This window comes from Enterobacter sp. UPMP701 (genome assembly GCF_053709515.1).
In genome coordinates this window covers 25,974-48,635 of the sequence record NZ_JBSKJN010000005.1, presented here as the reverse complement: position 1 = coordinate 48,635, position 22,662 = coordinate 25,974, and the positions used below count along the sequence as shown (strand labels likewise).

The 22,662-nt window shown below is 57.0% G+C and carries 21 protein-coding genes; 11 read left to right on the top strand and 10 right to left on the bottom strand.

Translation table 11 applies throughout. The features are described 5' to 3' along the window. The first annotated feature begins 261 nt into the window (after window positions 1–261). The 4 genes from xylA (at window position 262) to ACWKXT_RS13235 (ending at window position 4,663) form a co-directional block, all read left to right on the top strand. Window positions 262–1,584, top strand: a complete 1,323-nt coding sequence (gene xylA / locus ACWKXT_RS13250) for a xylose isomerase (protein WP_454532685.1) — start codon at window positions 262–264, stop codon at window positions 1,582–1,584. 61 nt (window positions 1,585–1,645) lie between these two features. Further along, on the top strand, window positions 1,646–3,100 hold the full coding sequence (gene xylB / locus ACWKXT_RS13245) for a xylulokinase (RefSeq protein WP_454532615.1): 1,455 nt from the start codon (window positions 1,646–1,648) through the stop codon (window positions 3,098–3,100). A 103-nt stretch (window positions 3,101–3,203) separates the two neighbouring features. Continuing rightward, the gene (locus tag ACWKXT_RS13240) at window positions 3,204–3,743 is read left to right on the top strand and encodes an isochorismatase family protein (protein ID WP_454528251.1); all 540 of its coding nucleotides are present in this window, start codon (window positions 3,204–3,206) and stop codon (window positions 3,741–3,743) included. Then, window positions 3,743–4,663 (top strand): GlxA family transcriptional regulator, encoded by a 921-nt coding sequence (locus ACWKXT_RS13235; protein WP_454532614.1) that lies wholly within the window; start codon window positions 3,743–3,745, stop codon window positions 4,661–4,663. The genes ACWKXT_RS13240 and ACWKXT_RS13235 overlap by 1 nt, the downstream gene beginning before the upstream one ends. On the opposite strand, the gene ACWKXT_RS13230 is transcribed toward ACWKXT_RS13235, so the two are convergent. Further along, complete coding sequence (locus tag ACWKXT_RS13230; protein ID WP_454532613.1) at window positions 4,656–5,651, bottom strand: acyltransferase; 996 nt, start codon at window positions 5,649–5,651, stop codon at window positions 4,656–4,658. The two genes, ACWKXT_RS13235 and ACWKXT_RS13230, sit on opposite strands and share 8 nt — an antisense overlap. A gap of 182 nt (window positions 5,652–5,833) precedes the next feature. Here ACWKXT_RS13230 and ACWKXT_RS13225 point away from each other — a divergent pair, with 182 nt between their 5' ends. The 4 genes from ACWKXT_RS13225 to ACWKXT_RS13210 all read left to right on the top strand — a co-directional run bounded on the left by ACWKXT_RS13225 (window position 5,834) and on the right by ACWKXT_RS13210 (window position 11,139). Beyond that, window positions 5,834–6,139: a YsaB family lipoprotein gene (locus ACWKXT_RS13225; protein WP_454528254.1), complete on the top strand. Its 306-nt coding sequence runs from the start codon at window positions 5,834–5,836 to the stop codon at window positions 6,137–6,139. Window positions 6,140–6,299: 160 nt separating this feature from the next. Next, window positions 6,300–7,211 (top strand): glycine--tRNA ligase subunit alpha, encoded by a 912-nt coding sequence (gene glyQ / locus ACWKXT_RS13220; RefSeq protein WP_003860141.1) that lies wholly within the window; start codon window positions 6,300–6,302, stop codon window positions 7,209–7,211. Between the two features lie 9 nt (window positions 7,212–7,220). Further along, window positions 7,221–9,290, top strand: coding sequence for a glycine--tRNA ligase subunit beta (glyS, locus tag ACWKXT_RS13215; RefSeq protein WP_454532612.1), 2,070 nt, complete (start codon window positions 7,221–7,223; stop codon window positions 9,288–9,290). Window positions 9,291–9,519: 229 nt separating this feature from the next. Further along, entirely contained in the window at window positions 9,520–11,139 is a 1,620-nt protein-coding gene (locus ACWKXT_RS13210; protein ID WP_454528256.1) for an ABC-F family ATP-binding cassette domain-containing protein, read from the top strand. Window positions 11,140–11,177: 38 nt separating this feature from the next. On the opposite strand, the gene ACWKXT_RS13205 is transcribed toward ACWKXT_RS13210, so the two are convergent. Further along, window positions 11,178–11,465: an HTH-type transcriptional regulator gene (locus tag ACWKXT_RS13205; RefSeq protein ID WP_028015078.1), complete on the bottom strand. Its 288-nt coding sequence runs from the start codon at window positions 11,463–11,465 to the stop codon at window positions 11,178–11,180. A 331-nt stretch (window positions 11,466–11,796) separates the two neighbouring features. Between ACWKXT_RS13205 and ACWKXT_RS13200 the strand changes: the two genes are divergently transcribed. Together ACWKXT_RS13200 and cspE are read left to right on the top strand one after the other, a co-directional pair. Then, window positions 11,797–12,507, top strand: a complete 711-nt coding sequence (locus tag ACWKXT_RS13200; RefSeq protein ID WP_454532611.1) for a DUF3053 domain-containing protein — start codon at window positions 11,797–11,799, stop codon at window positions 12,505–12,507. Between the two features lie 246 nt (window positions 12,508–12,753). Continuing rightward, window positions 12,754–12,966 (top strand): transcription antiterminator/RNA stability regulator CspE, encoded by a 213-nt coding sequence (gene cspE, locus ACWKXT_RS13195; RefSeq protein ID WP_003860775.1) that lies wholly within the window; start codon window positions 12,754–12,756, stop codon window positions 12,964–12,966. Window positions 12,967–13,024: 58 nt separating this feature from the next. Here cspE and ghrB read toward each other — a convergent pair whose 3' ends face one another. The 6 genes from ghrB to ACWKXT_RS13165 all read right to left on the bottom strand — a co-directional run bounded on the left by ghrB (window position 13,025) and on the right by ACWKXT_RS13165 (window position 19,042). Next, window positions 13,025–13,999 (bottom strand): glyoxylate/hydroxypyruvate reductase GhrB, encoded by a 975-nt coding sequence (gene ghrB / locus ACWKXT_RS13190; protein WP_454532610.1) that lies wholly within the window; start codon window positions 13,997–13,999, stop codon window positions 13,025–13,027. A 26-nt stretch (window positions 14,000–14,025) separates the two neighbouring features. Continuing rightward, on the bottom strand, window positions 14,026–15,306 hold the full coding sequence (locus tag ACWKXT_RS13185) for an MFS transporter (protein WP_370884544.1): 1,281 nt from the start codon (window positions 15,304–15,306) through the stop codon (window positions 14,026–14,028). A 94-nt stretch (window positions 15,307–15,400) separates the two neighbouring features. Continuing rightward, a complete protein-coding gene (locus ACWKXT_RS13180) occupies window positions 15,401–16,339 on the bottom strand; it encodes a sugar kinase (RefSeq protein ID WP_454532609.1) in 939 nt (312 codons plus the stop codon). 3 nt (window positions 16,340–16,342) lie between these two features. Then, window positions 16,343–17,092: a sugar phosphate isomerase/epimerase family protein gene (locus ACWKXT_RS13175; RefSeq protein ID WP_454528260.1), complete on the bottom strand. Its 750-nt coding sequence runs from the start codon at window positions 17,090–17,092 to the stop codon at window positions 16,343–16,345. 103 nt (window positions 17,093–17,195) lie between these two features. Further along, window positions 17,196–18,212 carry a LacI family DNA-binding transcriptional regulator gene (locus ACWKXT_RS13170; protein ID WP_116343076.1) on the bottom strand — a complete coding sequence of 339 codons (1,017 nt, stop codon included), beginning with the start codon at window positions 18,210–18,212 and terminating at the stop codon, window positions 17,196–17,198. Window positions 18,213–18,379: 167 nt separating this feature from the next. Beyond that, window positions 18,380–19,042 carry an OmpA family lipoprotein gene (locus ACWKXT_RS13165; RefSeq protein ID WP_041911604.1) on the bottom strand — a complete coding sequence of 221 codons (663 nt, stop codon included), beginning with the start codon at window positions 19,040–19,042 and terminating at the stop codon, window positions 18,380–18,382. A gap of 212 nt (window positions 19,043–19,254) precedes the next feature. Between ACWKXT_RS13165 and ACWKXT_RS13160 the strand changes: the two genes are divergently transcribed. Beyond that, window positions 19,255–21,534: a molybdopterin guanine dinucleotide-containing S/N-oxide reductase gene (locus tag ACWKXT_RS13160; RefSeq protein ID WP_454532684.1), complete on the top strand. Its 2,280-nt coding sequence runs from the start codon at window positions 19,255–19,257 to the stop codon at window positions 21,532–21,534. Here ACWKXT_RS13160 and ACWKXT_RS13155 read toward each other — a convergent pair. Continuing rightward, a complete protein-coding gene (locus ACWKXT_RS13155) occupies window positions 21,497–21,943 on the bottom strand; it encodes an N-acetyltransferase (RefSeq protein ID WP_454532608.1) in 447 nt (148 codons plus the stop codon). The genes ACWKXT_RS13160 and ACWKXT_RS13155 overlap by 38 nt on opposite strands. Beyond that, on the bottom strand, window positions 21,921–22,502 hold the full coding sequence (tag, locus tag ACWKXT_RS13150) for a DNA-3-methyladenine glycosylase I (protein WP_454528262.1): 582 nt from the start codon (window positions 22,500–22,502) through the stop codon (window positions 21,921–21,923). The genes ACWKXT_RS13155 and tag overlap by 23 nt, the downstream gene beginning before the upstream one ends. Between the last annotated feature and the right edge of the window lie 160 nt (window positions 22,503–22,662).

The window sequence follows — 22,662 nt, the reverse complement described above, 5'->3', positions numbered from 1 at the left end:
TTATCTTCCCATTACGATATTTGGTTTATTTCTGAATTTATGACCGCGATCGGATTTTAAAATTCGTAACGCCTTAATTACATTTGATTCTGGAATGCGCGCCGAAAAATAGTTTGTCTGCGCATTATTTTGCGAGCCAGCGCACAGTTGTGCATTCTCTCAATAGCAGTGTGAAATAACGTAATTGAGCAACCCAAAATGTCTATTCACTATTACTCCTGTATCAACGACTCGCCGCATACCCTGATTATGGAGCTCAATATGCAAGCTTATTTCGACCAACTCGAACGCGTTCGTTACGAAGGCCCAAAAACGACCAATCCTTTAGCATTTCGTCACTACAATCCGGATGAGCTGGTGCTGGGTAAGCGCATGGAAGATCATCTGCGCTTTGCCGCCTGTTACTGGCATACCTTCTGCTGGAATGGCGCCGATATGTTCGGCGTGGGGTCCTTTGACCGTCCGTGGCAGCAGCCGGGTGAGGCGCTTGAGCTGGCGAAACGCAAAGCCGACGTGGCGTTTGAGTTCTTCCACAAGCTGAACGTGCCGTACTACTGCTTCCACGACGTGGATGTGTCGCCGGAAGGGGCGTCGCTGAAAGAGTATCTGAACAATTTTGCGCAGATGGTGGACGTGCTGGCAGAAAAACAGCAGCAAAGCGGCGTGAAGCTGCTCTGGGGCACGGCAAACTGCTTTACTAACCCACGCTACGGTGCGGGGGCGGCCACCAACCCGGATCCGGAAGTGTTTAGCTGGGCGGCTACGCAGGTGGTGACGGCAATGAACGCCACGCATCAGCTGGGCGGCGAAAACTATGTCCTGTGGGGTGGTCGCGAAGGCTATGAAACCCTGCTCAACACCGACCTGCGCCAGGAGCGCGAGCAGATTGGCCGCTTTATGCAGATGGTTGTCGACCATAAACACAAAATCGGCTTCCGCGGCACGCTGCTGATCGAGCCGAAACCACAGGAACCGACGAAGCACCAGTATGACTACGACGTGGCGACGGTGTATGGCTTCCTGAAACAGTTCGGTCTGGAAAAAGAGATTAAAGTGAACATTGAGGCTAACCACGCCACGCTGGCGGGCCACTCTTTCCATCACGAGATCGCGTCTGCGATTGCGCTGGGTATCTTCGGCTCTGTCGATGCGAACCGTGGCGATCCACAGCTGGGCTGGGACACCGATCAGTTCCCGAACAGCGTGGAAGAAAATGCGCTGGTGATGTACGAAATCATCAAAGCGGGCGGCTTCACCACCGGCGGCCTGAACTTTGACGCCAAGGTACGTCGTCAGAGCACCGACAAATACGATCTGTTCTACGGTCACATTGGCGCAATGGACACCATGGCGCTGGCGCTGAAAGTGGCGGCCCGTATGATTGAAGACGGCGAGCTGGATAAACGCGTGGCGAAGCGTTACAGCGGCTGGAACAGTGAGCTGGGCCAGCAAATTTTGAAAGGGCAATTATCGCTTGCGGACATCGCGAAGTACGCTGAACAACAGCAGCTGGCGCCGCAGCACCAGAGCGGGCACCAGGAGCTGCTGGAAAACCTGGTTAATCACTACCTGTTCGATAAATAACAGCATCCAGGCCCGGTAAGCGGAAGCGCCACCGGGCATTTCTGTCAAAGGAGTCACCACAATGTATATCGGGATCGATCTTGGCACATCGGGTGTGAAAGCCATCCTGTTGAGTGAGCAGGGCGACGTGTTAGCCACGCAGACTGAAAAGCTGCAGGTTTCACGTCCGCATCCGCTATGGTCGGAACAGGACCCGGAGCAGTGGTGGCAGGCGACGGATCGCGCGATTAAGGCGTTAGGCGAGCAGCACAGCCTGCGCGAGGTGAAAGCGCTGGGGATTGCCGGCCAAATGCACGGCGCTACGCTGCTGGATAGCCAGCATCGCGTGTTGCGTCCTGCGATCCTCTGGAACGATGGCCGCTGTGCAGAAGAGTGTGCGCTACTTGAGGAACGCGTACCCACGTCTCGCGAGATCACCGGTAACCTGATGATGCCGGGCTTCACCGCACCAAAACTTTTGTGGGTACAGCGCCACGAGCCGGAGATTTTCCGTCAGGTGGCGAAAGTCCTGCTGCCAAAAGACTATCTGCGTTTTCGCATGACGGGTGATTTCGCCAGCGACATGTCCGATGCTGCGGGCACGATGTGGCTCGACGTGGCGAAACGCGACTGGAGCGAGGCGATGCTGGATGCCTGCCATCTGACCCGTGAACATATGCCCGTGCTGTTCGAAGGTAGCGAGGTGACAGGCACGCTGCTGCCAGCCGTTGCCGAGCGCTGGAATATGCCTGCCGTACCGGTGGTGGCTGGCGGTGGTGATAACGCCGCTGGCGCTGTCGGCGTTGGGATGGTTGAGGCGGGGCAGGCGATGCTTTCGCTGGGAACCTCCGGCGTCTATTTTGCCGTTAGCGACGGGTATCGCAGCAACCCTGAAAGCGCCGTGCACAGCTTCTGCCACGCCCTTCCGGGAAAATGGCATTTGATGTCGGTGATGCTGAGTGCGGCGTCCTGCCTGGACTGGGCGGCAAAACTCACCGGCATGGCTGACGTTCCGGCGCTCATCTCCGCGGCGCAGCAGGCGGATGACGCGGCGGGTACGGTCTGGTTTTTACCCTATCTTTCCGGCGAGCGTACGCCGCACAACAACCCGGAAGCGAAAGGCGTATTCTTTGGCCTGACCCATCAGCATGGCCCTGCTGAACTGGCGCGTGCGGTACTGGAAGGTGTGGGGTATGCGCTGGCCGACGGGATGGACGTGGTGCACGACTGCGGCCTGAAGCCGGCGAGCGTCACCCTGATTGGCGGCGGCGCGCGAAGCCCGTACTGGCGACAGATGCTGGCGGATATCAGCGGCTTGCAGCTGGATTTCCGCACCGGAGGGGATGTCGGGCCCGCGCTGGGTGCCGCGCGTCTGGCACAGATAGCCATGAATCCGGAAAAACCGCTTTCGCAACTGTTGCCGCAGCTTACGCTTGAGCAGGCGCATCTCCCTGACGCGGCACGCCATGCGCGTTACGCGGAAAGGCGCGACGTGTTCCGCAAAATCTATCAGCAGTTGCTGCCGCTGATGTCGTAAATGCGGTTGTCTGGCAGAGGCACGAGGATGTCCTTTTTTGGTCTGTTCGTGCCTTCGGTTCCTCGTCAGGATAAGGTCATAACCACTGACGAGGAGTTCCATCATGTCCCGCATCGCATTAATCAACATTGATACTCAGCAGTCATTTCACCACCGCAATTACTGGCAGGAAAGCGAGATCCCTGACTTTCAGCAGGCAATGCTGGGGCTGATTGAAGGCTGCCAGGCGCGCAATATTCCGGTCGTTGATATTCTTCATGTGGATGAAGACGGCCCCTTCACCCTGCAAAGCGGCTATGTCAAACCGATGGCCTTTTTACGTCATCAGCCGGATGTGGTTTTTCAGAAACACGTCCATAATGCCTTCACGGATACCGGGCTTGACCGCTGGCTGCGTGAACGTGACATTAACCAGCTGATTATCTGCGGCATTCGCACTGAACAATGCTGTGAAACTACGGCCCGGGTGGCATCCGATCTGGGTTATGCTGTGACCTTTGTGAGCGAGGCAACGCTGACGTTTCCCATGACGTACAAGGGCATAACCCTGAGCACAGCGGAAATTCGCCATCGTACCGAAACGGTGCTGGCCGGGCGTTTTGCCGAGGTTAAAACGGTAGCGGAGACCCTGGAGTCACTGTAATGCGCATCGACGTCTGGTTCGTTATGTTGCCCGGGGTGCTGTCATTAGACATGACCGGCCCGGCAGAGACCTTTGTACTGGCGGGTGACGCGTTTCGCCTGCATTACATTGGCCCGCAGCCTGATGTTCAGACGTCGATTGGTCTAAAGATGAGCGGCATTCAGCCGCTGCCGGAGAGTCTGCCAGAAGGGAGCTTACTGGTGCTGCCGGGAGTCAGTGACTCCCGCGTTCAGTTCTCAACGCCCCAGGCGAAGCAGATCCAGCACTGGCTGATGCGACTGCAGCCGCAGATCCAGCGCCAGGAAATCACCGTGATGTGCGTCTGTTCAGGGGCGCTGCTGGCGGCAAAATCGGGTCTGCTGAATAACCGGCACTGCACAACCCATCATGACGTGATTAGCCGTTTACGCATCGCGGCCCCCACGGCGACGATTAAAGAGAACCGCATCTTTGTGCAGGACGAGAACATCTGGACCAGCGCAGGGATCACCTCGGGCATCGATCTGGCGCTGCATATGATTAACCGCCTGTGCGGCCCCGAAAAGGCGCTGGCCGTGGCGCGTGAGATGGTGGTCTGGTTCCGCCGTTCCGGTGACGATCCCCAGCTCTCTCCGTGGTTACGCTACCGCAACCATCTTCACCCGGCTATCCATCGGGCGCAGGATGCCCTCACCGCCGAGCCGCAAAAAACGTGGAGCTTGCCTGACATCGCCGCGCTGGCGCACGTCAGTCCACGCCATCTCACCCGGCTTTTCCAATCCCATTTGGGCATTAGCGTTCGCGATTATCTTGAGCAGTTGCGTCTGGCGGTGGCGGAACAGTGGCTGTTGCAGGGGCGCGGCGTGGAGCAGGCCTCACTGGCGGCAGGGTTTTCCTCCCCGCGTCAGTATCATCGCGCCCGGCAGCGAAGCGCTAGCTGACGAAGCGGCGAACGTCTATTTTTTGCAGCAGCATCGACAGCAGCAGGCTGACAGCCAGCGTGGCGGCAAAAATCCAGATGATATCCAGCACCGGCCAGCTTTTCAGCTCAACGCCCCGCGTTCGCAGTGCGTGGATCACCAGCGCGTGAAAGCCGTAAATCCCGAGAGAGTGCCGCGAGATAACGTTCAGCACGGGGAGAGGGCGTGCATTCAGGGTGTTTTTAACCAGCGTAAGCAGCGATACGGCACAGATAAAGACCATCGGCCCGCAATATAGATACCAGGTATCGGCAAAATTGCCGCGCCACTGCAGCTCATGTAGCGTCCCGCGTGAAATCACCGCCACGCCAGCAATAAACAGCGCCCCGCAGAGCCAGTTCAGACTCCTTTTTTGCGTGTCCATCATTCCGATGGCGCGCCCGAGCATGCCGTAAAGCACGTAGTAGAAGGTATCGCCGTTGATATAGAGGTTCACCGGCAACCACTCAAATCCGTCGATTTTCTGCGAGATCGTATTCGGGTTGGCGATGATGCCAATCACCACCATCAGGGCCAGGAGCATTTTTCCGCTGACGTTTTTCACCTGAATAAGCGGCGAGACCAGATAAATCACGATGATGGCGAAAAAGAACCACAGGTGGTAGAAAACCGGCTTTTGCAGCAAATATTTGAGGGATAACTCAGCGTTAATGGAGGTGAACAGGGTGATATAGAGCAAGGCAACGGCGCTGTAGAAACCCAGACAGGCCGCGATGCGGATAAAGTGCCTCGGTTGCGCGCTACGCTCACCAAAAAAGAGAAAACCGGAAATCATAAAGAACAGCGGCACGCTGACGCGCGACGCGGAGTTAAGGATATTGGCAATATCCCAGTTAACGGGGCTGACGCTGTGGGCATTCGTGACGTACCAGGTCGTCGTGTGGATCATGACCACCATCAGACACGCTATTCCCCTCAGGTTATCAATCCAGTTAATTTTTGACGGCATCAGTTCCTCGTATTCCCTGTAAAGTGAGTGTGACTCCCATTGTCCAAAAGTCTTCGTTTGGAAAATTCTGAGTTTTATGCGCAGGCTTGCCGGGAGACCGTGAGATTCGCAGAATGGAAGACCTTAATCTATAAAAGTGTTGATACTAAAAATAACAGCCGCTGACCAGGACGGTAATAAAAATGATGATGAAGCGTGGGATATCACTCTTTCTGCTGCTTTTATTGGCAGGATGCAGTGCTTCTCAGGATGCACCTGTACAAAAAGCGCAGCAGGGAAAAATAAGCCCGGAGCGTTCACTGAATATGGAAGAGCTCTGCAAAGATCAGGCCGCTCGGCGCTATAACTCGGATGTTCAGAAAATTAACGTCATCGGATTCGAGCGCTTTCAGGGCAGCTATGAGCTTAGAGGATATACTGCGCGTAAAGAGGGCTTTGTCTGCTCGTTTGATGCGGACGGTCAGTTTTTACACCTCTCCATGCGCTAACCTGCTTGCATAATCAACAGCCAGACGCCGTCAGCCTTCTGGCTGGAAAGCTTATTTCCCAATTTTCCCTAAACAACCCCGTTTCGTACTGTATATCTTGCAGCCAGCGGGTATACTGGTCCCTTCCATTTAAAACCACACGTATCCAGCACGAAATACTATGCAAAAGTTTGATACCAAGACCTTCCAGGGCCTGATCCTGACCTTACAGGATTACTGGGCTCGTCAGGGCTGTACCATTGTTCAACCTTTGGACATGGAAGTCGGCGCCGGCACTTCACACCCGATGACCAGCCTGCGCGCGTTGGGCCCAGAGCCAATGGCGACCGCGTATGTGCAGCCTTCCCGTCGTCCGACCGATGGTCGTTACGGTGAAAACCCGAACCGTCTGCAGCATTACTATCAGTTCCAGGTGGTGATTAAGCCATCACCCGACAACATTCAGGAACTGTACCTCGGGTCGCTGAAAGAGCTGGGTATGGATCCAACCATCCACGACATCCGTTTCGTGGAAGACAACTGGGAAAACCCAACGCTGGGTGCCTGGGGTCTGGGCTGGGAAGTGTGGCTGAACGGTATGGAAGTGACCCAGTTCACTTACTTCCAGCAGGTTGGCGGTCTGGAATGTAAGCCGATCACCGGTGAAATCACCTACGGTCTGGAACGTCTGGCGATGTACATTCAGGGCGTAGACAGCGTTTACGACCTGGTCTGGAGCGACGGCCCGCTGGGTAAAACCACCTACGGCGACGTGTTCCATCAGAACGAAGTGGAGCAATCCACCTATAACTTCGAATACGCGGATGTGGACTTCCTGTTCACCTGCTTCGAGCAGTACGAGAAAGAAGCGCAGCAGCTGCTGGCGCTGGAAACTCCGCTGCCGCTGCCTGCCTACGAGCGTATTCTGAAGGCCGCCCACAGCTTCAACCTGCTGGACGCTCGCAAAGCGATCTCCGTGACTGAACGTCAGCGCTACATTCTGCGTATTCGTACCCTGACCAAAGCCGTTGCAGAAGCTTACTACGCGTCCCGTGAAGCCCTTGGCTTCCCGATGTGCAACCGAAACAAATAAGAGGCGGCCATGTCTGAGAAAACTTTCCTGGTGGAAATCGGCACCGAAGAGCTGCCACCAAAAGCCCTGCGCAGCCTGGCTGAATCTTTTGCTGCGAACGTGACCGCCGAGCTGGATAACGCTGGCCTGGCGCACGGTAAAATTGAGTGGTTTGCTGCGCCGCGTCGTCTGGCGCTGAAAGTGGCAAATCTGGCGGCGTCTCAGCCGGATCGTGAAGTCGAAAAACGTGGCCCGGCGATTGCCCAGGCGTTCGATGCAGAAGGCAAACCAAGCAAAGCGGCTGAAGGCTGGGCGCGCGGCTGCGGCATCACCGTTGATCAGGCCGAGCGTCTGACCACGGATAAAGGCGAATGGCTGCTGTATCGCGCGCACGTGAAAGGCGAAAGTGCCGAAACGCTGCTGCCGGACATGATTGCCACGTCTCTGGCGAAGCTGCCGATTCCTAAGCTGATGCGCTGGGGCGCGTCTGACGTGCACTTCGTGCGCCCGGTTCACACCGTGACCCTGCTGTTGGGCGATACCGTTATCCCGGCGACCATTCTGGGCGTGGCGTCCGATCGCGTGATCCGCGGCCACCGCTTCATGGGCGAGCCAGAGTTCACCATCGACAATGCCGACCAGTATCCGAATATCCTGCTGGAGCGCGGTAAAGTTATTGCCGACTACGAACAGCGTAAAGCCAAAATCAAAGCGGACGCAGAAGAAGCGGCGCGCAAGATTGGCGGTAACGCTGACCTGAGCGAAAGCCTGCTGGAAGAAGTGACGTCTTTGGTCGAGTGGCCAGTTGTGCTGACCGCGAAGTTCGAAGAGAAATTCCTGGCCGTTCCGGCTGAAGCGCTGGTGTACACCATGAAAGGTGACCAGAAGTACTTCCCGGTCTATGCCAACGACGGCAAGTTGCTGCCAAACTTCATCTTCGTGGCGAATATCGAATCGAAAGATCCGAGCCAGATCATCTCCGGTAACGAGAAAGTGGTGCGTCCGCGTCTGGCGGATGCCGAGTTCTTCTTCAATACCGACCGTAAAAAGCGTCTGGAAGATAACCTGCCGCGCCTGCAGACCGTGCTGTTCCAGCAGCAGCTGGGCACGCTGCGCGACAAGACCGACCGTATCGCGGAGCTGTCCGGCTGGATCGCCCGTGAAATCGGTGCCGACGTCAACCACGCGACGCGTGCTGGCCTGCTGTCGAAGTGCGACCTGATGACCAACATGGTGTTCGAATTTACCGACACCCAGGGCGTGATGGGCATGCACTACGCGCGTCACGATGGCGAAGCGGAAGACGTGGCCGTGGCCCTGAACGAGCAGTATCAGCCGCGCTTTGCGGGTGACGATCTGCCGTCCAACCCGGTTGCCTGCGCCGTGGCGATTGCCGATAAGATGGACACCCTGGCGGGTATCTTCGGTATTGGTCAGCATCCTAAAGGCGATAAAGACCCGTTTGCGCTGCGTCGTGCCGCGCTGGGCGTGCTGCGTATCATCGTTGAGAAGAACCTGAACCTCGATCTGCAAACGCTGACTGAAGAAGCGGTGCGTCTGTACGGCGACAAGCTGACCAACGCGAACGTTGTGGATGACGTCATCGACTTTATGCTCGGTCGTTTCCGCGCGTGGTATCAGGACGAAGGTTACAGCGTTGACACCATTCAGGCGGTGCTGGCGCGTCGTCCAACCCGTCCGGCTGATTTCGATGCGCGCATGAAGGCGGTTTCCCACTTCCGTACGCTGGAAGCGGCATCTGCCCTGGCCGCGGCCAACAAACGTGTATCCAACATTCTGGCGAAATCCGACGAGACGCTGAACGAGCGCGTGAACGCTGCGACCCTGAAAGAGCCTGAAGAGATCGCCCTGGCGATGCAGGTTGTGGTGCTGCGCGACAAGCTCGAGCCGTACTTCGCGGAAGGCCGCTACCAGGAAGCGCTGGTGGAGCTGGCTGAACTGCGCGATGTTATCGATGCCTTCTTCGAGAAAGTGATGGTGAACGTAGAAGATAAAGAGCTGCGTGTTAACCGTCTCTCCATGCTCGAGAAACTCCGCGAGCTGTTCCTGCGCGTGGCGGATATTTCGCTGCTGCAGTAATATGCCCGTTGTTACACATGCTAAAAACCCGCTTCGGCGGGTTTTTTTATACCGTGCCGCTGAAAATTTAACCTTGAAATGGTCAACACATTACCGCTATCCTTATCACCGTTAAATTTCTCGCGCTGGAGTGCCCCCCAAAAATGAACAAACACGACTGATGAATTTCGATCCTTGCTAAATGCTATCGCGTCAGCAGGGGATGTTTTGATTTCATTCAGGAGTGCTTATGGCTCATTTTGCGCAGTCCCCTTCTTTTATTTTGCATCAGGTCACCTGTCAGTTTGCGACGGGCGATACCCTTTTTGGTCCGCTGAATCTTTCTCTGGAGCCGTCTCTGTGCGCGCTGGTTGGCCGCAACGGTAGCGGGAAAACGCGTCTGCTGCGTCTGCTGGCGGGGCTGGCCGAACCTGCAAGCGGGCATATCGAACGAACCGGAACACATGTCTATGTGGCTCAGCAGCAGGACATTTTGCCGCAGACGACGCTTGCTGAACTGCTCGGGTTCGAGGCCATCTTCGCGGCGCGAGCGCGCATCGACAGCGGCGATTATCAGCCTGACGATCTGGAAACGCTTGATGGATTCTGGGATTTAGCCGAACGTCTGGGTGAGGCGTTTGCCCGGGCGAAGCTCCCGCCGTTTGACCCAAATAAACCTGCCGGTGAACTCAGCGGCGGCGAGCGCGTTCGCGCCCTGCTGTGCGGGGCATTTACGGCGGACGCGGACTTTCTTCTGCTGGACGAGCCCACAAACCATCTGGACCGACAAGGCCGGGCGTGGTTCCACGACCAGCTTAGCCGTTATCAGGGCGGTGTGCTCGTCGCCTCCCATGACCGAGAGCTTCTGGAGCAGGTGCCGCGTATTCTTGAGCTGAGCAGCGGCGGCCTGCGCAGCTACGGCGGGAATTATGCGGATTATCAAACCCAGCGCGATGCCGAACAGCAGGCGGCCCGCGCGGCGCTGGAGCATGCGGCGACGGAGCGCAAACGCACCCGCGCACGCATGCAGAAAGAGCACGATGACAGCCAGCGGCGTTCGGCAAAGACATTGCGCACCGTCGATACCCTGAATATCGCGTCGTTCGAGCGGGTCAAATATAAAGGCGCGGCGAAGGAGCGGATCGGCTCCTGGAAAAAACAGCACAGTGAGCAAAATGAAGCCCTGAACGCCGCGGTAAACAAGGCGCGTGAACGCGTTGAAGACGATACGCCGGTGATGTTCACCCTGCCGGGGAGTCAGATCCCGGAAGGCAAACAGGTGCTGGTGCTGGAAGATCTGGTGCTGCCGCATGTGCCTGTTCCCCCGCTCAACTGGCGAATGGACGGGCCGATGCGCGTGGCGCTAAAGGGCCCGAACGGCTGCGGAAAATCGACGCTGTTAAAAACCATCCTCGGCGAGATTGTTCCCCGTTCGGGTACCTGTAAGGTTTCAGTCAGCTGCGCTTATCTCGACCAACATCTCTCCCGGCTCGATCTTTCGCTGTCGGTCATGACGCACCTCAACCTGAGCAATACGCCCCTGGAAGAAGGCGTATTACGAACCCGTTTGGCCCAGCTTCAACTGGGGGCCGACAAAGTCACGCTCCCGCTGGCGGAACTGAGCGGCGGTGAGCGTCTTAAGGCTGCGCTGGCCTGCGTGTTATGGCGCGCTGAAGCCACGCAGCTCCTGTTGCTGGACGAGCCGACCAACCATCTGGATCTGGCCTCGGTCCAGGCGATTGAAGCGGCGCTGGCCGGTTTCCCCGGCGCACTGCTGGTAGTGTCACACGATGAGGCTTTTTTAAGAGGGTTAACGCTATCGCACGAAATGATTTGGGAAGAGGCGGGCTGGCGTTGCGAGAGCCTTTAAACACAAGCCCCCGCAAAGGCGGGGGCGTTCAAACTTCACTACGCAATCTGTTTGCTGAGTGCAGGGTTGGCCTGGATCAGGCGCATCAGCTTTAACTCGGTTGGGGTGGGTTTCTCACGTTTTGACTCCCACTCCAGCACCATAGCCACGCTGACACCCATCGCTCTGGCGAATTCTTCAGTTTTCAGTCCTGTCCCTTTGCGCAATTGCTCATATTCTGTAAAGGGATTGGACTTTTGTTGCAGGGTAATCGCCTGCGGGACATCTTTAAAAACGATCTGTTCCAGGCTGCTCAGCAGCTCAAACTCAGGATCTTTATATTCCATTGAGGACTCCTCTTAAATCTCACATCGTGATCAAGAACATCAGAGAGCCAGTTAAGAATAGTCCCTAATACAAACCGAGGATCGTCACGGTTGTGATTAATTGTGCGGTAACGATCGCTTTACGCGATTCAGCTATATGGATAGTTATGCTAATTCCCTGATTAACCATATGTCGGCTTCGCCAGGTATTTTTTTGTAAATGGTAAGAAATAAATCGGCAATAGCCGTTTTACATGAAAAGAGTATCTTGCAAGGCTGACCTGGACTATCCTTGTCAGCGTCGGGCACGCGTGTGCCGGTGTGCGCTTTTTTGGGTGAAAGGAGTAATAAAATGGCGACAGGAAAGTCCTGCTCTCGCTGGTTTGCGCCTATTGCGGCGTTGTTGATGGTTGTTAGCCTGAGTGGGTGTTTTGATAAAGAAGGCGATCAGCGCAAAGCGTTTATCGATTTTCTGCAGAATACAGTGATGCGCAGCGGCGAGCGTTTGCCAACGCTGACTGCGGATCAGAAAAAACAGTTTGGCCCCTTCGTGTCCGATTACGCCATTCTTTATGGTTATTCACAGCAGGTGAGCCAGGCGATGGATTCCGGTATCCGCCCGGTAGTGGATAGCGTCAACGCCATCCGCGTACCACAGGATTATATGACTCAGCGCGAGCCGCTGCGCCAGTCTAACGGCGCGCTCGGCGTGCTGAGCCAACAGCTGCAGAATGCGAAGATGCAGGCTGATGCATCACGTTCAGCGCTGAAGCAGGGCGATGATCTGAAACAGGTCTTTGATAAAGTGTATGAAAAAGTGGTGACGAAACCGTCTGAAGCGATACAACCGCTGATTCCGGCCGCACAAGTCTTCACTCAGCAGCTGGTTCAGGTAGGGGACTTCATCTCGCAGCAGGGTACCCAGGTGAGCTTTGTTGCCAACGGCATTCAGTTCCCAACCTCGCAGCAGGCAAGCCAGTACAATACGTTGATTGGGCCGCTCGCCGCCCAGCACCAGGCCTTTAGCCAGGCGTGGAGTGCAGCCGTCGCTGCCACAGAATAAACAGAAAAACCCCGCTTCAGGCGGGGTTTTTTTATGTCTGGAGAAAATAACGCTTGTCATTCTTCTACTACATCGGTATAACTATCCCCGTCGGTTTGTTACACAGACCTAAAGCAGTTTAGTAAAGCAGTCCAGATTGTTATCCATAGATACCCTTCGTAGTGACCCTTCCTTCATCGCTTAAAAATCTGTAACGCAATCCATCAAGCCGGAAGGCACAATATATTTGTTAATAAGGTAATTTCTATGTCTGCTAAAATGACTGGTCTGGTAAAATGGTTCAACGCTGATAAAGGTTTCGGCTTCATTACTCCTGACGATGGCTCTAAAGACGTGTTCGTACACTTCTCTGCTATCCAGAACGATGGCTACAAATCTCTGGACGAAGGTCAGAAAGTTTCCTTCACCATCGAAAGCGGCGCTAAAGGCCCAGCAGCTGGTAACGTTGTAAGCCTGTAAGCTTCCAACCCAGTAGCACAAAATTCAAAAACCCGCCTTCTGGCGGGTTTTTTCATTTCTACTGTTGGATTTGCGGATTAACGCAGTTCTTATCCACTTTTCCAGCAAGCGCGGCTATCAGGTTGTCTACCGCCGTTGCCGCCATGTTGTAGCGCGTCTCGTGGGTAGCAGAGCCGATATGGGGCAGGGCAACGACGTTTGGCATAGCCAGCAGCGGGGAGTCCACCGGCAGCGGCTCCTGTTCAAACACGTCCAGACCGGCTGCGTGGATCTCTCCGTTTTGCAGCGCTTCAATCAGCGCCTGCTCATCCACCACCGGGCCACGACCCGCGTTGATGAAAATGGCGGATTTCTTCATTTTCTCAAACGCAGATTTGCCAATCAGATGTCGCGTTTCATCCGTCAGCGGCAGGATCAGGCAGACGAAATCGGCTTCCTGCAGCAGCGTATCCAGCTCGCAGTAACGCGCGTTGAAACGTTCTTCTGCTTCACTGTGGTGCCGGCGCGCGTTATACAGAATCGGCATGTTGAAGCCAAAATGCGCGCGCTGCGCCAGTGCCAGCCCGATACGCCCCATGCCTACGATACCCAGCGTTTTGCCGTGAACGTCCACGCCAAACCAGTCCGGACCAATGCTTTTTGTCCACTCTCCTGCTTTGACGCGCTCGGCCACTTCCACCACGCGACGAGCCGTGCTGAGCACCAGCGCCATCAGCGTGTCCGCCACGGTTTCCGTCAGGGCATGCGGCGTGTGCATCAGCAGAATTTTGCGGGCGTTCAGGGCATCCACGTCGAAATTGTCATAACCTACGGAAACGGTTGAGGTAGCACGAAGCTTCGGCATTTTCTCCAGCAGGGCGACATCCACTTTTTCGCTTGAACCCAGCATGCCCTCGGCGCTGGCGAACGCGTCGGCGTGCTGCGCCACGGTTTCCGGGCTCAGGTTCTTCACCTGCGTAACGGTGAAGTGGTCTTCCAGGCGTTTCTGCAGATCTTCCGGCAGAGCTTTATACAAAATGACGGACGGCTTCATGCTAATCTCCGTTGATTTTTAAGAATTCAGGCGTGACGAGCGCCGACGGGGTGCTGTTGATTATTAGCAGGCTTAACAATCAAAGTAAGCCACACGGAGGCGAAAAGCGCCACCCCCATAAAGATGTACGACGCGGACGGGCTGCCGGTGGCACCGTTCAGGTAGCCGACAAACCAGGAGCCACAGAATGACCCCAGCGCACCCATACTGTTAATTAACGCCATCGCACCACCCGCGACGTTACGCGGCAGCATTTCCGGGATGATGGCAAAGAACGGACCGTATGGGGCATACATGGCCGCACCCGCAATCACCAGCAGGGTGTACGAGGCCCAGAAGTGGTTTGCGCCCACGGCCCACGAGCCGATGAAGGCGAAAGCGGCAATCAGCAGCAGCGGCCAGACGAACAGCTTGCGGTTTTGCAGCTTGTCCGATGCCCAGGAGACGATAATCATCGCGATGGTCGCGGCCAGATACGGTACGGAAGAGAGCCAGCCCACTTCCACCATGCCAAGGTTTTCGCCACCGCTGCGGATAATTGACGGCAGCCACAGCACAAAGCCGTACACGCCGATGCTCCAGGTAAAGTACTGCGCGCACAGCAGAATCACGTTGCGGGAGCGGAACGCTTCGCCGTAATTACGTACCGCCTTCAGCCCCTGCTGTTCTTTATCCAGCTGCGCCTGCAGCGCGGCTTTTTCATCTTCGGAAAGCCACTTCGCCTGAGCAGGCTTATCTTTTACCAGCACCCACCAGCAGAATGCCCAGATAATCGCGGGCACCCCTTCGATGATAAACATTTCGCGCCAGCCGAAGGACTGGATCAGGTAGCCGGAGACCACCGACATCCACAGCACGGTGACCGGGTTACCGAGGATCAGGAAGGTATTCGCGCGGGAACGCTCAGACTTAGTAAACCAGTTGCTGATGTAAATCAGCATCGCTGGCATAACAGCCGCCTCAACGACGCCGAGGATAAAGCGAATGGCGGCCAGGGCAGGAATATTGTTCACCATGCCGGTCAGCGACGCGCAGGCGCCCCACAGGATCAGGCAGATGAAGATCAGCTTACGCACGCTGCGGCGTTCCGCGTAAATCGCGCCGGGGATCTGGAAGAAGAAGTAGCCCAGGAAGAAAAGGGCGCCCAGCAGGGATGAAATACCTTTCGTGATGCCGAGGTCTTCGGTGATCCCCGCCGCGGATGCGAAACTGAAGTTGGCACGATCGAGGTACGCCAGGCTGTACGTGATAAACACGATTGGCATGATGTACCACCAGCGTTTTACTGCATTGGTCGAACTGTTCATAGGCTTGCCTCTGTTGTTGAGGTTGTTACCGCCGTTGTCTGTAGGGTACACGGTGGCTTAATTATTTGGGCCCTCTCCCTGTGGGAGAGGGTATTTAAACGCCGAGCTCTGCTCGCGTGGGTAATCCTTCGCTGTCGCCCTGCACCTGAATGGCCAGCGAGCCAATCTTGTTGCCGCGCGCGACGGCTTGCTGCAGCGTTTTGCCTTCCAGCAGGGCGCTAATGACGCCAACGGCAAAGCCATCGCCCGCGCCGACGGTGTCGACCACGTTCTCAACCTTAACCGCCGCGACCGCACCCTGTTCGCCTTCGGCCGTTTTGAACCATGCGCCATCGGCACCGGTCTTCAGCACTACCGCTTTTACCCCTTTATTCAGGTAGAAATCGGCAATGCCTTCCGGCGTATTTTCACCCGTCAGGATCATCCCTTCTTTCAGGCCCGGGAGAACCCAGTCAGCCTGGAATGCCAGACGGTTCAGCTTCTCGACCATCTCCGCTTCGCTTTTCCACAGCACCGGGCGCAAATTCGGATCGAAAGAGATCGTTTTGCCCTGTGACTTCATGGTCGTTGCCGCATGGTCCAGCAGTTCACAGGAGCTGGCAGAGAGCGCCGCCGCCACGCCGCTGAGATGCAGATGGCGAGCGGAGGCAAAATAGTTGGCGTGATAGTCTTCCACTGAAAGATGGCTGGCCGCCGATCCTTTGCGGAAATACTCCACGATGGGATCGGTTCCATTTTCGACTTTTGATTTAAGCTGAAAGCCGGTCGGGAAGCGTCCGTCGAGGGTGACGCCTGCGGCATCAATACCCTCTTTTTTCAGGGAGTCGAGAACGAAATGGCCAAAGCTGTCATCCCCCACGCGGCTGACCCAGCCGACGTTCAGGCCAAGGCGCGCAAGTCCCGTCGCGACGTTCAGCTCTGCGCCCGCCACGCGTTTGATAAAGTGCTCTACCGCGCTCAGCTCGCCCGTTTCGGTGGCGACAAACATCGCCATGGCTTCGCCAATGGTGATGACATCCAGCGTCTTGTGCATGGTTTACTCCTCGCGCAGCAGGTTGACGTAATGGCGGGTAACGGCGGTTAAATCCGCCCCTTCCAGCGGGAATTCGATACCGCGCGGGGCATCGGCAGGCAGCTGGCCGAGCAGATCCAGCCAGCGCGCATCGGCGTGGTCCGGCGCCACGGCGCGGAAGTTGTCTTTATGCGGCACGGCGGCTTTAACGTGGATATAGCTCACGGCCGGAGCCAGACGGCGCGCGGCCTCTTCGGGGGAATCGCCGACCCACAGCCAGTTGCCCATATCGAAGGTCAGGGTGACGGGCAAGGCCATCTCCCGACAGGCGGTCTGGAAGCGCTGCATGGGCGCGAGCTGCCCGCAGTCGGTCTGATCGTTTTCCACGACCAGCGCCATGCCGCTTGCGTTGAGCAGGCTACGCAGCGCGTCGAGAGGCTGCGCATCGCGGAAATGGCCCAGGGAAACCTTCAGCCACAGGGCGTTCAGGGTGCTGGCCTCAGAGAGATAGCGGGGCAGGTCGGGGTTAAGCGTACCGTCGGGCATAAACAGGGCGGCGGGCGCGGAGTAGCACGCCAGCAGGCCGAGCAGCTCAATGGATTCTCCCAGCGCAGGCAGCGCCAGCAGCTCTTCACTGCTGAACAGTTCCCGGCGGATCTCCACGCCGTCGGCGCCTGCACCCGCAATAACGGGAAGCATCGCCCGCTGACCGCCTGCCTGTCGCACCTGTTCCGCGCCGTACGCGGCGGTGACCACCATGATTTTCCTGCCCATCTTCGGACTCCATCGCAACATAACAATACTATTACGCTAGATGGAACCGGTTCCAAAGAAAAGGTCAGGATGTCGAATTTATGATCGGTATCACAAGGGGAAATTAACGGGCGGTGGAGCCGCGCACGATCAGCTCACCGGAGAAGACCTGCTCGCGTACGGCATCGCTGGTGCCTTCAATACGACGAACCACTTGTTCAACAGCGGCGTAGCCAATCTGCCAGGTGGGCTGTTTGAGGGTCGTAATGCCGACGCCAGCCAGCTCCGCCCACTCCAGCTCATCAAAGCCGAGCAGACCGATATCGCTACCCCAGTGCAGGCCAATACGCTTGAGCGAGCGGGCGACCTGCAGCGTCAGCGCCCCGTTGGCGGAGATGACCGCTTTGCGCATCCCGCGGTGACGCGTGTGAAACTGGCGCAGGGTGTTATCGAGCTGGTCGGCTTCATGCAGCGGCGTTTCGGCATTTTCGGCGATCACGCCGGGATAACGTGCAAGCGTGGCACGAAATGCTGCCAGGCGATCGCGTCGGGTATTCACCATGCCCAGCGGTTCGCTCAGGAAAAGAATTGCTTCGAAGCCCTGTTCGATCAGGTGCTCGGTCGCGGTTGTAGCCGCCTGGGTGTTATCCAGCCCAACCACATCGCAGGCAAATTCCGGAATTTTACGGTCGATGAGGACCATGGGCAGGGAGGATTGCTGCAGGCGATTCAGCCCCTCTTCACGCATGCCCACCGCATTGACCACAATCCCTTCCACCTGGTAGCTGCGAAGCAGATCGAGGTAGTGCAGCTCCTGGTCAACTTCGTTGTTGGTATTACAGACCAGCGGTGTGAAACCCTTCTCGCGACAGGCGGCCTCAATACCGCTGAGGACGTTGACGGAGTAGGGGTTGGTGATATCGGCGATGATAAGCCCGATAAGGCGGGTGCGGCCGCGTTTAAGCCCGCGCGCCATCAGGCTGGGGCGGTAGTCGAGATCGGCGATAGCCTGTTCAATACGTGCCAGCAGCGCATCGGACAACAGGTGTTTCTCGCCGTTAAGGTAGCGCGAGATACTGGTTTTACCGGTTTTGGCGGCTTTCGCCACGTCGCTGATGGTGGCCCTGGCTGGTTTGCTCATCGCTGATTTCCCTGGATTTAGTGAGAATACCTTAGCGGGAAAATCTGACGAATCAAGTCATTTGCCCGGTGGCGCTGCGCTTACCGGAGGTTGCTGTCTGATGCCCTCACCCACGGGAGAGGGCGCAAACACTAAAAACGGCAACGGGGTTGCCGTTTTGCTTTAACCTACTGCACAGGACTCAACGTAATCTCAACGCGGCGGTTCTGCGCTTTGCCTTCCGCCGTGCTGTTGCTGGCGATAGGGTTGGCTGGACCCATGCCGCTGGTGCGGATGCGGTTTGCTTCAACGCCCTGGGTAATCAGGGAGCTGGCCACTGAATCGGCGCGCTGCTGAGAAAGACGCATGTTCAGATCCTGGCTGCCGGTGCTGTCGGTGTAGCCAATCACGTTCACGGCGGTCTTGTTGTACTCTTTCAGCACCATCGCCACGCCTGTCAGAGTGTTCGCGCCAGCAGGTTTCAGCGTTGCGCTGCTGCTGTCGAAGGTCACGTTGTTTGGCATGTTCAGGATGATGTTATCGCCGCTGCGGGTGACGCTCACGCCGGTACCCTTCATTTTGTCACGCAGTTTTGCTTCCTGCACGTCCATGTAATAGCCGACGCCGCCGCCCAGCGCTGCGCCTGCCGCTGCGCCAATCAGCGCACCTTTGCCGCGATCTTTTTTGGAGGAGGAGAGTGCGCCAACGCCAGCGCCCACCAGGGAACCAATACCTGCACCAATGCCGGATTTGCCCGCTTCGCGTTCGCCGGTGTAAGGGTTGGTTGTGCAGCCTGAAACAGCCAGTGCGCCGCTCACCAGAGCGGCAATAACGAGTACGCGTTTTTTCATCTTATTTCCTTAATCCTTTTTATTCTTTGCCACGGCGAGCGTGGCAGTTGATTATGACGTCCGGATACGGAGAAAATTCCGGGTATAACTCTGAAATTTGTGACAAACCATAAACGGCCTCAACAAGAAGGCCGTAAAACCTGCACGCAACCAGGAGCGCACGCTTGAGCACCTCAACGAAAACCATTCTGACCGCCGCCCACTGGGGGCCGATGCTGGTCGAAACCGATGGCGAAAATGTTCTGTCGTCCCGTGGGGCACTGCCAACCCAACATCCCAACTCGTTACAGACCGTCGTTCGCGATCAGGTGCATAGCAAAACGCGCGTGCGCTGGCCGATGGTGCGTAAAGGTTTTCTGGCCTCGCCGGATAAACCGCAGGGTATTCGCGGTCAGGATGAGTTTGTTCGCGTGAGCTGGGATGACGCGCTGGCGCTGATCCATACGCAGCATAAGCGTATTCGTGACAGCTATGGCCCGTCGTCCATTTTTGCTGGCTCTTACGGCTGGCGTTCGAATGGCGTACTGCACAAGGCCTCGACGCTGCTGCAGCGCTACATGACCCTGGCGGGAGGCTATACCGGCCATCTGGGAGATTATTCGACCGGCGCGGCGCAGGCGATCATGCCGTACGTCGTGGGGGGAAATGAGGTTTATCAGCAGCAGACCAGCTGGCCGCTGGTGCTGGAACACACCGATGTAGTGGTGCTGTGGAGCGCTAACCCGCTAAATACGCTGAAAATTGCCTGGAACGCCAGCGACGAGCAGGGCATCGGGTATTTCGACGCGCTGCGCAAAAGCGGCAAGCGCATCATCTGCATTGACCCGATGCGCTCTGAAACCATGGATTTCTTCGGCGACAGCGCCGAGTGGATTGCGCCGCATATGGGCACCGACGTGGCGATGATGCTGGGTATCGCTCATACGCTGGTGGAGAACGGCTGGCACGACAGCGATTTCCTCGCCCGCTGCACCTCCGGCTTCGACAAATTTTCCGACTACCTGACGGGTAAATCCGACGGCGTGGCGAAAACGGCGGAGTGGGCCGCGGAAATTTGCGGGGTTCCTGCCGCTAAAATCCACGAACTGGCTGCACTGTTCCATAAAAATACCACAATGCTCATGTCCGGCTGGGGGATGCAGCGCCAGCAGTTCGGCGAGCAAAAACACTGGATGCTGGTCACCCTTGCCGCGATGCTTGGGCAGATCGGTACGCCGGGTGGGGGCTTTGGGCTTTCCTATCACTTCGCGAATGGCGGTAACCCCACCCGTAAAGCCGCCGTGCTGGCTTCTCTGCAAGGCTCGGTGCAGGGCGGCGTGGACGCCGTGGATAAAATCCCGGTAGCGCGGATCGTGGAAGCCCTGGAAAACCCGGGCGGTTTTTATCAGCATAACGGTCTGGACCGCCACTTCCCGGACATTAAATTTGTCTGGTGGGCGGGCGGGTCGAACTTCACGCACCATCAGGATACCAATCGCCTGATCCGTGCCTGGCAAAAGCCGGAGCTGGTGGTGATTTCCGAGTGCTTCTGGACCGGCTCGGCTAAGCATGCCGATATCGTGCTGCCGGCGACCACATCGTTTGAGCGTAACGATCTCACCATGACCGGCGACTACAGCAACCAGCACATGGTGCCGATGAAGCGGGTGGTAGCCCCGCGTGATGAAGCGCGTGATGATTTCGACGTGTTTGCCGAACTGAGCGAGCTGTGGGAAGCGGGCGGCCGCGAACGCTTTACCGAAGGGAAAAATGACCTGCAGTGGCTGGAGAGTTTCTACCAGATCGCCGGGCAGCGCGGTGCGGCGCAGGGCGTAACGCTGCCTCCTTTCGCCGAGTTCTGGGAAGCGAACCAGATTATCGAGATGCCGGAGAGCGAACAGAACGCCCGGTTTGTCCGTTTCGCCGATTTTCGCCGCGACCCGGAGAACCATCCGCTGAAAACCGAGAGCGGAAAGATTGTGATCCACAGCGAGCGCATCGCCAGCTTTGCCTATGCCGATTGTCCGCCACACCCTACCTGGCTGGAGCCGGACGAGTGGCACGGCAATGCGCAGCCGGAGCAACTCCAGGTGTTGTCCGCTCATCCGGCGCATCGTCTGCACAGTCAGCTTAATTATACCTCGCTGCGCGAGCAGTATGCGGTCGCCGGGCGGGAGCCTATTACGCTGAACACCCTTGACGCCAGGGCGCGTGGGATTGCGGACGGTGACGTGGTGCGCGTCTGGAACCAGCGTGGACAGGTGCTGGCAGGGGCGGTAGTGAGCGACGGGATTAAGCCTGGCGTTATCTGTATACACCAGGGAGCATGGCCCGACCTTGATCCCGCCGAAGGCGGTATCTGTAAAAACGGGGCGGTTAACGTGCTGACCAAAGATCTCCCCAGCTCGAAGCTGGGGAATGGTTGTGCGGGAAACACGGCGCTGGCGTGGGTGGAGAAATACCAGGGGCCGGAACTTACGTTGACGGCGTTTGATCCGCCTGCCAGCTCATAATCCACGTCGGGTGCTGGGTATCATCCTGCCAGGCGCTGTCTTCAATACGAAAGCCCTGGGCGTGGTAGAAATTCACCGCCCGGATATTTTTCTGGTACACCTCCAGGCTTAAGTGCGGGAAGCGCTGTTGAATATGGTTCAGCAGCGCGCGCCCGATCCCTCGCCCGATATACGCTGGCGTGACGAACAGTGCCCCCACAAACTGCGACTGTATGACGCTGATAAACCCGCGCGGCGTGCCGTCCTCTTCCCACACCCAGGTTTCCGCCGCGGGCAGGTAGACTTCCCGCACCATGGCTTCGTTCTCTTTCCAGTAGCTTGCGCTTATAAACGGGTGCGCCTCGATGGTGCTTTCAAGCCACAGGCTCAGGAGCGGGTCAGCATTTTCACTTTGCCATTTGCGGATCATGTTGCCTCCCCGGATGACAGAAGCAGCCGGTAACATGGTCATTGACCAGGCCACAGGCCTGCATAAAGGCGTAGCAGATGGTGGAGCCGACGAACTTAAAGCCGCGTTTTTTCAGCGCCTTCGAGAGCGCGTCTGACGCGGGTGTGGACGCCGGGATCTCCGCCAGCGTGGCGGCCTGCGTGATTTGCGGATCGTTATTCACAAACGACCAGACAAACTCTGAGAACGATTCGCCGTTTTGCTCCATCGCCAGCCAGGCACGGGCGTTACCGATGATGGCCTGGATCTTACCGCGATGGCGGATAATCCCGGCATCCTGTACCAGCCGTTCTACGTCATCTTCGGTCATGGCGGCGACGGCAACAGGATCGAACTGGTGGAAAGCGTTGCGGTAGTTTTCGCGTTTCTTCAGCACCGTAATCCATGACAACCCCGCCTGCTGGCCCTCCAGGCAGATCATCTCAAAAAGTTTTTTGCCATCCGTCTCCGGCACGCCCCATTCCCGATCGTGATAGTCGATATAAAGCTGATCCTGGCTTACCCAACCGCAACGTTCCATCCGACATCTCCCTTATTGATACTGATTTCGAAAAAATTTCATTCCGTCTGTCTTGACGTGCCTGGTATAAAGACAATAGTTAATACAGGGCCATATGCCCTCTAACGTCTTCCTGAATAACGACAAATATCGCCGAATTCGGCTCTCTCTGGGGTCGCTT